The 12,280-nt window shown below is 72.0% G+C and carries 9 protein-coding genes; 3 read left to right on the plus strand and 6 right to left on the minus strand.

Annotation, left to right across the window (positions count from 1 at the left end; translation table 11 throughout):
- Positions 1 to 46: 46 nt before the first annotated feature.
- From ACFW9Z_RS04015 to ACFW9Z_RS04025, 3 genes are all read right to left on the minus strand, one after another.
- Positions 47 to 1,897 (minus strand): SpoIIE family protein phosphatase, encoded by a 1,851-nt coding sequence (locus ACFW9Z_RS04015; RefSeq protein ID WP_384633970.1) that lies wholly within the window; start codon positions 1,895 to 1,897, stop codon positions 47 to 49.
- Positions 1,898 to 2,287: 390 nt separating this feature from the next.
- Positions 2,288 to 2,974, minus strand: coding sequence for a DUF402 domain-containing protein (locus tag ACFW9Z_RS04020; protein WP_384633973.1), 687 nt, complete (start codon positions 2,972 to 2,974; stop codon positions 2,288 to 2,290).
- A gap of 115 nt (positions 2,975 to 3,089) precedes the next feature.
- On the minus strand, positions 3,090 to 4,505 hold the full coding sequence (locus ACFW9Z_RS04025) for a class II fumarate hydratase (RefSeq protein WP_384633976.1): 1,416 nt from the start codon (positions 4,503 to 4,505) through the stop codon (positions 3,090 to 3,092).
- Positions 4,506 to 4,612: 107 nt separating this feature from the next.
- Between ACFW9Z_RS04025 and ACFW9Z_RS04030 the strand changes: the two genes are divergently transcribed.
- On the plus strand, positions 4,613 to 6,172 hold the full coding sequence (locus tag ACFW9Z_RS04030) for a ricin-type beta-trefoil lectin domain protein (RefSeq protein WP_384633979.1): 1,560 nt from the start codon (positions 4,613 to 4,615) through the stop codon (positions 6,170 to 6,172).
- A gap of 53 nt (positions 6,173 to 6,225) precedes the next feature.
- Here ACFW9Z_RS04030 and ACFW9Z_RS04035 read toward each other — a convergent pair whose 3' ends face one another.
- Both ACFW9Z_RS04035 and ACFW9Z_RS04040 read right to left on the minus strand, forming a co-directional pair.
- Positions 6,226 to 7,530, minus strand: coding sequence for a M18 family aminopeptidase (locus tag ACFW9Z_RS04035; protein ID WP_384633982.1), 1,305 nt, complete (start codon positions 7,528 to 7,530; stop codon positions 6,226 to 6,228).
- Positions 7,531 to 8,041: 511 nt separating this feature from the next.
- Positions 8,042 to 9,718, minus strand: coding sequence for a fumarate hydratase (locus ACFW9Z_RS04040; RefSeq protein ID WP_384633984.1), 1,677 nt, complete (start codon positions 9,716 to 9,718; stop codon positions 8,042 to 8,044).
- Between the two features lie 171 nt (positions 9,719 to 9,889).
- Here ACFW9Z_RS04040 and ACFW9Z_RS04045 point away from each other — a divergent pair, with 171 nt between their 5' ends.
- Both ACFW9Z_RS04045 and ACFW9Z_RS04050 read left to right on the plus strand, forming a co-directional pair.
- Positions 9,890 to 10,600, plus strand: a complete 711-nt coding sequence (locus tag ACFW9Z_RS04045) for a DUF1707 domain-containing protein (RefSeq protein WP_384633986.1) — start codon at positions 9,890 to 9,892, stop codon at positions 10,598 to 10,600.
- A gap of 165 nt (positions 10,601 to 10,765) precedes the next feature.
- Positions 10,766 to 11,137 carry a WhiB family transcriptional regulator gene (locus ACFW9Z_RS04050; protein ID WP_384633989.1) on the plus strand — a complete coding sequence of 124 codons (372 nt, stop codon included), beginning with the start codon at positions 10,766 to 10,768 and terminating at the stop codon, positions 11,135 to 11,137.
- An 80-nt stretch (positions 11,138 to 11,217) separates the two neighbouring features.
- Here the strand turns inward: ACFW9Z_RS04050 and glpX are convergent, their stop codons facing one another.
- Positions 11,218 to 12,249, minus strand: coding sequence for a class II fructose-bisphosphatase (glpX, locus tag ACFW9Z_RS04055; protein ID WP_384633991.1), 1,032 nt, complete (start codon positions 12,247 to 12,249; stop codon positions 11,218 to 11,220).
- Positions 12,250 to 12,280: the final 31 nt, after the last annotated feature.

The raw sequence follows: 12,280 nt of genomic DNA on the forward strand, positions 1-12,280 counted from the left end.
GGGCGGTGCCGATGTCGGCACCGCCCCTCCCTTCGCGCGTACGGGGCTACCGGCTCGGGGTCGCCATCTCGAACCAGACCACCTTGCCCGTGGACAGCCGTGTCGCTCCCCACCGCCGGGCCAGCCGGTTCACCAGGAACAGCCCGCGCCCGCCCTCGTCCGTCTCCCGCGCCCGGCGCTGCCGGGGCAGCTGCGGGGAGTCGTCGCCGACCTCGCAGCGCAGGATGTCGGTCCGCAGCAGCCGCAGCGTCACCGGCCGCTCCGCATAGCGCACCGCGTTGGTGACGACCTCGCTGACCAGCAGCTCCACCTCGTCGGACAGCTCGTCCAGACCCCACCGGGTGAGCGCCCGCCGGGCCAGCCTGCGGGCCCGGCCCGGGGCCGCGTCCTCCGGCTCCAGATACCAGTACGCCACATCGCTCGGCGCGATCCCGTCGAAGCGGGCGGCCAGCAGCGCGATGTCGTCGTCCCGGTCGCCCGGGCCCAGGATGTCGAGCACGTCGTCGCAGAGCGCTTCCAGGGGCGGCGAGTGGTCGTCCCCGGTGAGCTGCGCGGTCGCCGCCAGGCGCTCCCGCAGCTGCTCGATGCCCGTCCACACGTCCCGCAGCCGCGACTCGACCAGCCCGTCCGTGTAGAGGAGCAGCGTGGCACCGGCCGGGGCGTCCAGCTCGACGGCCTCGAAGTCGACCCCGCCCACCCCGATCGGGGCACCCGGCGGCACCCGCAGCACCTCGGCCCGGCCGCCCAGGTGGAGCAGCACGGGCGGCGGGTGCCCGGCGTTGGCGATGGTGATCCGGTGCGCGACCGGGTCGTAGACCGCGTACAGGCAGGTCGCCATCCGGTCGCTGCCGAGCCGCTGCGCCTGCTCGTCCAGGTGGTGGAGCACCTCCTGCGGCGGCAGGTCGAGCTGGGCCAGGGTCTGGGCCGTCGTCCGGAGCTGGCCCATGATCGCCGCCGAGGTCATGGAGTGGCCCATCACATCGCCGACGACCAGCGCGACCCGGCTGCCGGGCAGCGGGATCGCGTCGTACCAGTCGCCGCCGACCCGGGCCGTCTCGGCCGCCGGGAGGTAGCGCGAGGCGAGGCGTACGCCGGTGGGCTGGGGGAGCGAGTCGGGGAGCATCGTGCGCTGGAGCTCGTCGGCGATATAGGCCTCGCGCCCGTACAGCACGGCCTTGTCGATGCCGAGCGCGGTGTGCGTCGCCAACTGGGCGGCCACCAGCAGGTCACTGGCCTCGAACGGGGGCCGTTCCGTGGAGCGTACGAAGACGGCGGCGCCGATCACCCGGCGCCTGCCGCGCAGCGGGGCGAGGATCGCGCGGTGGCCGGTGGGGACCAGGCGCCCGGGGCCCAGCAGCTCGGGCAGCGCGGCCCGGGCCGCCGCCGAGTCGCCGAAGACCGGCCGCACCCCGCGCAGCACCTCGGCCAGCGCGCCGCCCGCCCGCACCTCGCACAGCTCGGCGGCGGGCATCAGGTCGGCCGTCGGGTCGGCGACGAGCGGCCGCAGCCGCTCCGTCTCCGAACCGGCCTCGCCGTCCTCGTCGGTCAGCCGGAGCCGGTCGCTGCGGCGCAGCCGCAGCACGAACGGGCTCACCGGCCGCTCGTCCCCGACCGGCAGCGGATCGCGGAGGTAGACCAGGATCGCGTCGGAGAAGGTCGGCACACTGGCCCGGCACAGCCCCAGGACGATCTCGTCCAGGTCTATGCCCCGGGCGATCCGCCGGGTCGCCGCGCCGACGGCGGCCGGTCCGGGGCCCGGGTTCGGCGCGGCGGCCGGCGCCGGGATCGCGGCAGCGGCGGCCGCGGCCGCCGCGTCCTGCTGCCGGGGCCGGGTGCGTTCCTGCTGCCGCGCCGCGAGAGGCTGCCGGCCTTCGTGGGAGGTGGGGTGCTCCGTCACGCGTGGGATTCCGTCCGTCCGGGCCGGTTGTATGAGGCAGTCGCTTCGTGGGGCGCCACTGTGCCCCGGCGACCGCGATGAGGACAACGGCTGTCTGCGGATGCCCCGGCGCGCGGGGCCGAAACCGTGCGTCCGCGAGATGGCCGGAGGGCGACGTTCCGCGCGGCGGCCGGTCCGCGCACGGTGGCGCGGCAGCGGGCAGCGAACACGTCTCCACCCCCTCGTGGTGGCCTGCGACCGGGCGGTCCGGCCGGGTCCGTGGCCCGTCCTTCCGCACGACCGATGCGATGACTTGTGGTCAGATCCGGTGTGGTGTGCGCCGTTCGCGCCGGCGCGTCCCTCGGGGAGCCGGGCCTGCCGACCGGGCCCCCGGGGGGTGCGTCCAGGGTCTCACGACGGCATATGGGCAGGGGTGCGGTCCCAGTCATCCGGGAGCGGCGGAACCTGCCACCGGGGATCGGGCCGCCAGTGCTCCCAGCCGTCCCGGAACGGCGAGCCCCACCCCGAGATCACCTCGACGGCCGCCCGCCCGGCCTCCCGGACCCGGGCGGCGGTCGCCGGGTCCATCAGGCCGACGTGCTGCGCCTGGGCGAACTCGTCCTCGTCGAGCCACTTCCAGCTCCGGTCCGGGTGCACGGAGATGTCGAGAAAGTGATCCTCGGAATCCACCCCTCCGGACCACCGGAGGTGCGGCTCCTCCAGGTTCACGTACCAGTTCCGGAAGGTCCACCCCCGGTCCCAGAACAGCCAGACCGACCACGGGTCCCCGGGCCGGGCCAGCTTCAGCACCCCCGCCCCGAACCAGGTCGAGCGCACGGTGGTGCGGGGCGCGGTGTAGCGGGTGGCGAGCGGTTCGGCGTGCACCTGGGTGCCGTTCGCCAGGACCGGGCGTACGCATTCGGTGCCGGGCGCCATCCAGACGGCGAGCAGCTCGGCGGTGTCCTGGACGACGGTCACCGGGCGGCAGATGTGCACGGGCGGGGCGCCGGGCGCCCGGTGGGCCCGGCCGTTGTCCCGGTAGCGCCAGAGGATCTGGTCCCCCGGCGCCCAGCGCGCGCACTCTCCCGTACCTGTCATGGAGAGATCTTACGGAGCGCCCGCGCCCGCCCGCTGCGACTCAGATCACCCGGTGTGCCCGGGAGGCCCCACGCGGGTCGCCCGGGTGCCTCACGGGCCCCGGGCGACCCACCCGTCACGGCCGTGTCATCCGCAACACGTCCAGCGCCTCGTCCAACTGCTCCACGGTCAGATCGCCGCGCTCGACATAGCCCGAGGCCAGGACGGTCTCGCGGATCGTGGTGCCGTCCTTGAGGGACCGCTTGGCGACCTTCGCCGCCTCCTCGTACCCGATGTACTTGTTGAGCGGGGTGACCACCGAGGGCGAGGACTCCGCGTAGGCACGGGCCCGCTCCACGTTGGCGGTGATGCCGTCCACCGTGCGGTCGGCCAGCAGTCGGGAGGCGTTGGCCAGCAGCCGTACGGACTCCAGCAGGTTCTTCGCGATGACCGGGAGCATCACGTTCAGCTCGAAGTTGCCCGCCGCGCCCGCCGTGGCGACCGTCGTGTCGTTCCCCGTCACCTGGGCGGCGACCATCAGGACCGCCTCCGGGATCACCGGGTTGACCTTGCCCGGCATGATCGACGAGCCGGGCTGGAGGTCGGGCAGGTTGATCTCGGCGAGACCGGTGCGGGGTCCGGACGCCATCCACCGCAGGTCGTTGGAGATCTTCGTCAGCGAGACCGCGATCGTACGGAGCTGGCCCGAGGTCTCCACGAGCCCGTCCCGGGCCCCCTGCGCCTCGAAGTGGTCGCGGGCCTCGGTCAGCGGCAGCCCGGTGGCCGCGGCGACCTCGGCGATCACGGCGGCGGAGAAGCCGGGCGGGGTGTTGATGCCGGTGCCCACCGCCGTACCGCCCAGGGGGAGTTCGGCGAGCCGGGGGAGGGAGGCGCGCAGCCGCTCCACGCCGTAGCGGATCTGGGCCGCGTAGCCGCCGAACTCCTGGCCGAGAGTGACCGGGGTGGCGTCCATCAGATGCGTACGGCCGGACTTCACGACCTCCGCGAACTCGGCTGATTTCCGCCCCAGGGATTCCGCCAGATGGTCCAGGGCGGGGATCAGATCGGCGGTGACGGCGGCGGTCGCCGCGATGTGGATGGAGGAGGGGAAGACGTCGTTGGACGACTGCGAGGCGTTGACATGGTCGTTGGGATGGACCTCGCGGCCCAGCCGTTCGGTGGCGAGGGTGGCGATGACCTCATTGGTGTTCATGTTCGAGGAGGTGCCGGAGCCCGTCTGGAAGACGTCGACCGGGAAGTGGTCGTCCCAGCGGCCCGACGCGACCTCGGCGGCCGCCTCCTGGATCGCGGCCGCGATGTCCGGATCGACCACCTTCAGCTCGGCGTTGACCTTGGCGGCCGCGCCCTTGATCCGGGCCAGCGCCTCGATGTGCGCCCGCTCAAGCCGCTGCCCGGAGAGGGGGAAGTTCTCCACGGCCCGCTGGGTCTGCGCGCGCCACTTGGCGTGAACGGGAACCTTCACCTCACCCATCGAGTCATGCTCGATCCGGAACTCCGGGCCGTCCTTCGGATCTGTCGTCGCGTCGACCATCGTGTTTAAACCTCCTGCAAAAGATGAGCACGTGTCTTGTTCTATGTATTCCCAAGTCGCCTACCGGCCAGTAAATACCCGGGGTAACCACTCACCCGGGAGGCGCAATGAGGCGCACCAGGCTCAGACTTCGAGGGCTCCGCAGCCTTCGCCGGCTCCGCTGTACGGCCGCTGTCACCGCCGCGTTCGCGGTGGCCGCCACCACGTTGGCGGTCGCCGGACCGGCCGGCGCGGCCGAGTCGGGTACCGGCACCAGCACTATCGCATCCACCCCTCTCCCGCCCGCGCTCGAAACGATCCGGGCGGCCGAGGCCACCCAGCTGTACGGCAGTCCCGCCGAACGGCCGCTCGCCGAACGGAAGACCGGGCTGATCTCGCTGGGCGACAGCGAGATCTCCGGCGAGGGCGTCGGCACCTACGACCCGGGAACGAACGGGCCGACCAACTGGTGCCACCGCTCCCCGGAGGCCGCCATCCACCGCACGGGCATCGCGGCGGACGTCACGTACAACGTCTCCTGCTCCGGCGCCTATACCGGGAACATCAAAATCGGCGGGAACAAGCAGTACGCCGACGAGCTCGTCCAGAGCGACAGCCTCGCCATCAAGGCCCGCAACACCCGGATCAAGATGATCGTCCTGGTCGCCGGGGCCAACGACGACCTCCAGTTCGGCCCGGTCATGACGGACTGCGTGGTCCGCTACCTCACCCTCCAGGGCCCGTGCGAGCCCAAGTACGCGGGCGGCTGGCAGGCCCGCGTCGACGCCCTGGTCCCCAAGGTCGAGGCGACCGTCCGCGACCTGCGTACCGTCATGACCGACGCCGGATACGCGAACAGCGACTACAAGCTCGTCCTGATGGGCTACCCCAGCCCGATCGGCCCGGACTTCCGCGACAACCCGAACTTCCCCGGAAAGCTCATCTGCGGCGGCATGGGCTACGACTCCGACACCGTCTGGGGCCGCAACACCGCCGTGCCCGCCTTCCAGGTCGGCATGCGCAAGGCGGCCGCCTCCACCGGCGCCGCCTACCTCGACAACTCCCGCCTCTTCCACGGCCACGAGGTGTGCAGCGAGGCCCCCTGGGCGCGCGGGCTCTACATCGACCTGAGCAAGCCCGGACTGCCCGACGAGAACTCCGTACGCCAGTCCTTCCACCCCAACGCGGCCGGCCACCGGGCCTTCGCCTCCTGCCTGACCCAGATGTACGACTCCGGGCTCCGCGAGGCGAGCTGCGCCGACCCGGCCAGCACGGGGAACCCGGTGCTCCAAGGGGCGGCCTGGGACGACCTGTTCACCCCCGTACGGAACGAGGCCACCGGCACCTGTGTGGACGTCCCCGCCTCGGTGACCCGTAACGGCACGGCGATCGGCGGCTGGGACTGCCACGGCGGCCGCAACCAGAACTGGTGGTACGACAGCGGTACGCAGACCCTGCGCACCGCGCTCAGCCACGACCGGTGCCTGGACGTGTCGGGCGCCAAGTACAACGCGGGCGCGACCCTCATCGTGTGGAACTGCGCGGGCGCGCCCAACCAGAAGTTCGTCCGGCAGGCGGGCACCATCCGCCCGGCCGCGGCGACCGGGCTCTGTCTGACGCTGGCGGGGGCCAAGGACCCGCTGAAGCTCCAGACGTGCGACGGCAGCGCGAAGCAGCGCTTCGCGTAGGCGCGTTCGGCAGCAGGTGGGTGGCGGGGTCGTCCGCCACCCACCGCGTGCTGTCAGCTCCCGGCCATCACCGCGCCCAGAATGGCCGACAGATACGCCGGGTCGTGCACCCCGCACAGCTCGCGCGCCGAGTGCATCGAGAGCCCCGGCACCCCCACGTCCACCGTGGTGACGCCGAGCCGGGCCGCCGTGAGCGGGCCGATCGAGGTGCCGCAGGGCATCGCGTTGTTGGAGACGAACGGCTGCCAGGGGGCGCCCGCCCGCTCGCAGGCGGCCGTGAACATGGCGATGCCGGTGGAGTCGGTGGCGTACCGCTGGTTGACGTTCACCTTGACCGTGGGACCGCCGTTGGGCAGCGGGCGGTGGTCGGGGTCGTGGCGCTCCGCGTAATTGGGGTGCACCGCGTGGGCCATGTCGGCGGAGACGCAGAACGCGCCCGCCAGCGCCCGCGACCAGTCCTCGTCGCTGCCGCCCCGGGCCGCCACCGAGCGCGAGAGCACCCGCTCCAGCAGCGGGCTCTGGGCCCCCGTCTCGGAACCGCTGCCGACCTCCTCGTGGTCGAAGGCGGCCAGCACCGGGACGAAGGACGGCTCGGTGACCCCGGTCGCCGCGTCCACCAGGGCGGTCACCCCGGCGTGCACCGAGACCTGGTTGTCCAGCCGGGACGCCACGACGAACTCCCGCTCCGCGCCCAGGTATCCGGGCGGCTGGATGTCGTGCAGCATCAGGTCCCAGCCCAGGACCTCGGCCGGGTCCTCCCCGGCGGCCTCCGCCACCAGCCGCAGCAGCTCGCCCTCGCGCGGGTCGCCGAGCGCCCAGATCGGGGCGATGTGGCGCTGCCGGTCCAGCGCCACCCCGTCGTTGACCGACCGGTCCAGGTGGATGGCCAACTGCGGTACCCGCAGCAGCGGTTCGTCGATCTGGACCAGCCGGCTGCGCGGGGTGCCGTCCGGGCCGCCGCGCAGGGCGAGCCGGCCGGAGATGCCCAGATCCCGGTCGAGCCAGGTGTTGAGCGGGACCCCGCCGTAGATCTCCACCCCGATCTGCCGCCACCCCGAACTGCCGGTGTCCGGCGCGGGTTTGATCCGCAGGTTCGGCGAGTCGGTGTGGGTGCCGACGATCCGGAACGGGGTGTGCGCGGGCGCGCCCTCGGGGACGTACCACGCGATCAGCGCACCGGCCCGGCTGACGAAGCAGCCACCGGTGGCCCCGGTCCAGTCGTCCGTGCCGAGCAGCTCGCGGAATCCGGCCTTCTCCAGCCGCTGGGCGGCGCTCGCGACCACGTGGTACGGGGAGGGGCTGGCGGCGATGAAGGCCAGCAGATCGTCGGTGTGGCTGCGGTGGGGGGCCGGAGTCATTCGGCGTCCGCCTTTCCGGAGTTCGGCAGTGGCTGCGCGGTGAAGGGTCCTTGGGGCGCCGAGGGGGTGCCCGGCGGATCGGGGCCGGTATCGGGGCCGGTGAGGAATGTGCAGGAACGTTCGACAACCCTTCGCCGCGTCCTGGCGCTGCGCAACCCCGGAGAACGGCGGGCTGCGGGAAAGAGGCGGTGCCGGACCGGCGCTCCGCCCGGCGGCCGGGGCGGGACGGACGGTGTCCGGGCCAGAAGTGTTACCCGCGGTCCGCCATGCGCGGGGCCCGTTCGGGCGAGCTGGCAGTGCCGGGCCCGGGGCGGCCGGAGGGCCTCGCGGCGGGCGGCAGGGGTGCCGGGGTGCCCGGTCGTACCTGCTCGGGGCCCGGCTGGGGGCGCGTTGTACCCGGCTGCGAGATTGGCTTGATCTCGATGTACGGGAGGGTGCTTCCGGGCCCGGACACGACGGGAGGGGCGCCCGTTCGGACGCCCCTCCCGTCTACTGGTTCTTCAGCGGCCGGTCAGCCCAGACCCGGACCCCGTACCGGAATGCTGGTGAAGGTCGGCGCGGGGGCGGGCTCGGTGAAGAAGTCGTTGCCCTTGTCGTCGACGACGATGAACGCGGGGAAGTCCTCGACCTCGATCCGCCAGACCGCCTCCATGCCGAGCTCCTCGTACTCGACGACCTCGACCTTCTTGATGCAGTCCTGCGCGAGCCGGGCCGCCGGGCCGCCGATCGAACCGAGGTAGAAGCCGCCGTGCGCCCCGCAGGCGTCGGTGACCTGTTTGCTGCGGTTGCCCTTGGCGAGCATCACCTTCGAGCCGCCCGCCGCCTGGAACTGCTCCACATAGGAGTCCATGCGGCCGGCCGTCGTCGGGCCGAAGGAGCCGGAGGCGTACCCCTCGGGCGTTTTCGCCGGGCCCGCGTAGTACACCGGGTGGTCCTTCAGGTACTGCGGCATCTCCTCGCCCGCGTCGAGCCGTTCCTTGATCTTGGCGTGCGCGATGTCGCGCGCCACGACCAGCGGGCCGGTCAGCGAGAGCCGGGTCTTGACCGGGTACTTGGTCAGCTCGGCCAGCACGTCGTCCATCGGCCGGTTGAGGTCGATCTCCACCACGTCACCGGCCTCGTCGAGGTGCTCGTCGGTGGTGTCGGGGAGGAAGCGCGCCGGGTCCTTCTCCAGCTGTTCCAGGAAGACGCCCTCGGCGGTGATCTTCGCGGTGGCCTGACGGTCGGCCGAGCAGGAGACGGCGATGGCGACGGGCAGCGAGGCGCCGTGCCGGGGCAGGCGGACCACACGTACGTCGTGGCAGAAGTACTTGCCGCCGAACTGCGCGCCGATCCCGATCTTCTGCGTCAGCTCGAAGACCTTCTCCTCCAGCTCCTTGTCCCTGAAGCCGTGCCCGGTGGGGGAGCCCTCGGCGGGCAGCTCGTCCAGGTAGTGCGCGGAGGCGTACTTGGCGGTCTTCAGCGCGAACTCCGCCGACGTGCCGCCGACCACGATGGCCAGGTGGTACGGCGGGCAGGCCGCGGTCCCCAGCGAACGGATCTTCTCCTCCAGGAACTTCATCATGGAGGCCTCGTTGAGGACGGCCTTCGTCTCCTGGTAGAGGAACGACTTGTTGGCCGAGCCGCCGCCCTTGGCCATGAAGAGGAACTTGTACGCGCCGCCGTCGGTGGCGTACAGCTCGATCTGGGCCGGGAGGTTGGAGCCGGTGTTCTTCTCGTCCCACATGGTCAGCGGGGCCATCTGCGAGTAGCGCAGGTTGAGCTTGGTGTACGCGTCGAAGATGCCGTGCGACAGGGCCTCCTCGTCACCGCCCTCGGTCAGCACGTTCTGCCCGCGTTTGCCCATGACGATCGCCGTACCGGTGTCCTGGCACATCGGCAGGACGCCCGCGGCGGCGATGTTCGCGTTCTTCAGGAGGTCCAGCGCCACGAACTTGTCGTTGGAGGAGGCCTCCGGGTCGTCCACGATCCGGCGCAGCTGAGCCAGGTGGGCGGGGCGCAGATAGTGCGAGATGTCGTGCATCGCCTCGGCGGCCAGCGTGCGCAGCGCCTCCGGCTCGACCTTGAGGAACGTACGGCCGTCGGCCTCGAAGGTGGAGACACCCTCGGCGGTCACCAGACGGTACGGCGTGGTGTCCTCTCCCAGGGGGAGCAGATCGGAGTACGCAAACTCTGGCATTACGGCCATTCCTCACTCGGCGACAGCGGCTGACCTCCCTTGGGCAGCGCGTCAACCAGGGTAGAGCGCCGCCTTCGGGCCGATCCTGTGAGGTAAGGCTCACCTGGAGGCCCCTTCCGGTGGGAGGCGCGCCGCCCGGAGGGGTAGTCGCGATCTATCGCGTTTGGGTACCCTGGGGCGGTGGACCTAGAGAAGCAGCCTCAGCAGCCCGCCCCGTCGGCCCCGCCGCCCACGGCCGCGGCCTCGCCCGCCGGGTTCGCACCCGGTGACGGTCTCCGCGCCTCCGACGCCGACCGCGACCGGATCGCGGACATCCTGCGGGAGGCGATGGCCGAGGGGCGGCTGACGGCGGACGAGCACGCGGAGCGGGTCGACCTCGTCTACCGGGCCAAGACCGTCGGCGAACTCCAGCCGCTGGTCCGCGATCTGCCCGCCCCCTCGGGCACCTCCGCCCCCCGCCCGGGCCCGCAGCCGTACACGTACGGCCCCGAGGCCCCCGACGGTCCCGCCGACAACCTCGTCGCGGTCTTCAGCAGCGCCACCCGAAAGGGGCGTTGGCGGGTCGGCCCCCGGACGAACGCCTTCTCGCTCTTCGGCAGCGTGGAGATCGATCTGACCGAGGCGCTTTTCAGCCAACGGCTCACCGTCATCAACGCGACCGCCATCTTCGGCAGCGTCGACATCCGGGTGCCGGAGAACATCACGCTGCGCGGCAGCGGTACCGGTGTCCTCGGCGGGTTCGCCGTGCGCTCGCTGGAATCCGTGGACCCGGAAGCGCCGGTCGTCGTCGTGAACGGCTACTCCGTCTTCGGTGACGTCAACGCCAAACCCAAGCGGGGCAAGTTCGTCGCGGACCTCCAGCAGCGGCTGCGCAAGCACCTCGGGCACTGAGAACGGCACGGCGGACGCACTTCGAGAACCGGCCACAACACCTCCCGACGCCCTTTTCGCGCGCCGTGCGCCGGTGCCGCTCAGTGCATAGGCGTGCACACAGCGGGTATGGACTGCTGCATCGTCTCTCGCTCGCGAAGCCGTAGCCGTCGTCAGGAGTAGACCGTGCTGCAACCGCCGCATCAGCCTCCGCAGGTCGCCGCCGTTCCTGCCCAGCGGACCCCCGCCCGGGAGGACGAGGCGGGCCCCTGGCACTCGGAGGCGGTGTGCCGCCGGGACGAAGCCGGGCTGTTCTTCGCCCCGTCGAAGGAGCCGACCGCCGCCCGACTGGCCCGTGAAGAGGCCGCCAAGCGACTCTGTGCCCGCTGCCCGGTGATGGTGGCGTGCCGGGAGCACGCCCTGGTGCAGCCGGAGCCGTACGGGGTCTGGGGCGGGCTCACCGCCGCCGAACGCCGGGTCGCGCTGGCCCGCCGCCGTCGGCGCGACATCGAACTGGCCGCCGCCGCGACGGGTGAGCGGATAGCCGCGGCGGGCTGAGAACGCGAAGAGAGGGGGTGCGGGGCAGCCGCCCCGCACCCCCTCTTCCTTCTTTGTGCCGTCTTCCCTCTGCGTCCTGGCTACTTCGCGCGGTCGAAGTCGATGGCGCTGTAGGCGCGCAGCTTCGACAGCCGGTGGGTCGAGGAGATCGTCCGGATCGTGCCCGACTTGGAGCGCATCACGATCGACTCGGTGGTCGCCGTCTCCGCGCGGTACCGCACACCGCGCATCAGCTCACCGTCGGTGATCCCCGTCGCCACGAAGAACACGTTGTCGCCGCTGACCAGGTCGTCCGTGGACAGCACCCGGTCCAGATCGTGGCCCGCGTCCAGCGCCCGCTGCCGCTCCGCCGCGTCCTTGGGCCAGAGCTTGCCCTGGATCACACCGCCGAGGCACTTTATGGCGCAGGCCGAGATGATGCCCTCGGGCGTGCCGCCGATGCCCATCAGCAGGTCGACGCCGGTGCCCTCGCGGGCTGCCATGATCGAGCCCGCCACGTCGCCGTCGGAGATGAACTTGATGCGGGCGCCCGTCTCCCGGATCTCTTTGACGATGCCCTCATGGCGGGGCCGGTCCAGGATGACGACCGTGACGTCCTCGGGCGTGGAGTTCTTCGCCCGTGCGACGCGCCGGATGTTCACCGCCACGGGCGCGTTGATGTCGACGAAGTCCGCCGCCTCGGGCCCCGTGACCAGCTTGTCCATGTAGAAGACCGCCGACGGGTCGAACATCGCCCCGCGGTCGGCGGCCGCCAGGACGGCGATCGCGTTCGGCATGCCCTTGGCGTTGAGCGTGGTGCCGTCGATCGGGTCGACCGCGATGTCGACCTCGGCGCCGGTGCCGTCGCCGACCCGCTCGCCGTTGAACAGCATGGGAGCCTCGTCCTTCTCGCCCTCCCCGATGACGACGACGCCGTTCATCGAGACGGTCGAGACGAGGGTGCGCATGGCCTTCACGGCGGCGCCGTCGGCGCCGATCTTGTCGCCGCGGCCCACCCAGCGCCCGGCGGCCATCGCGGCGGCCTCGGTGACCCGGACCAACTCCAGGGCCAGGTTGCGGTCGGGGGCCTCCGGGGAGACCTCCAGTTGGGACGGCAGATGATGCTCGGACATCGGAGCGCACCTTTCTGTACGGCGACGACCG

It is taken from the genome of Streptomyces sp. NPDC059452 (assembly GCF_042750035.1).
GTDB lineage: Bacteria > Actinomycetota > Actinomycetes > Streptomycetales > Streptomycetaceae > Streptomyces.

Coding starts and splice junctions, on each gene's coding strand:
- ACFW9Z_RS04040 (WP_384633984.1), bottom strand. CDS start 9,718: ATGGCCGTAATGCCAGAGTTTGCGTACTCCGATCTGCTCCCCCTGGGA.
- ACFW9Z_RS04020 (WP_384633973.1), bottom strand. CDS start 2,974: ATGACAGGTACGGGAGAGTGCGCGCGCTGGGCGCCGGGGGACCAGATC.
- glpX (WP_384633991.1), bottom strand. CDS start 12,249: ATGTCCGAGCATCATCTGCCGTCCCAACTGGAGGTCTCCCCGGAGGCC.
- ACFW9Z_RS04030 (WP_384633979.1), top strand. CDS start 4,613: ATGAGGCGCACCAGGCTCAGACTTCGAGGGCTCCGCAGCCTTCGCCGG.
- ACFW9Z_RS04035 (WP_384633982.1), bottom strand. CDS start 7,530: ATGACTCCGGCCCCCCACCGCAGCCACACCGACGATCTGCTGGCCTTC.
- ACFW9Z_RS04025 (WP_384633976.1), bottom strand. CDS start 4,505: ATGGTCGACGCGACGACAGATCCGAAGGACGGCCCGGAGTTCCGGATC.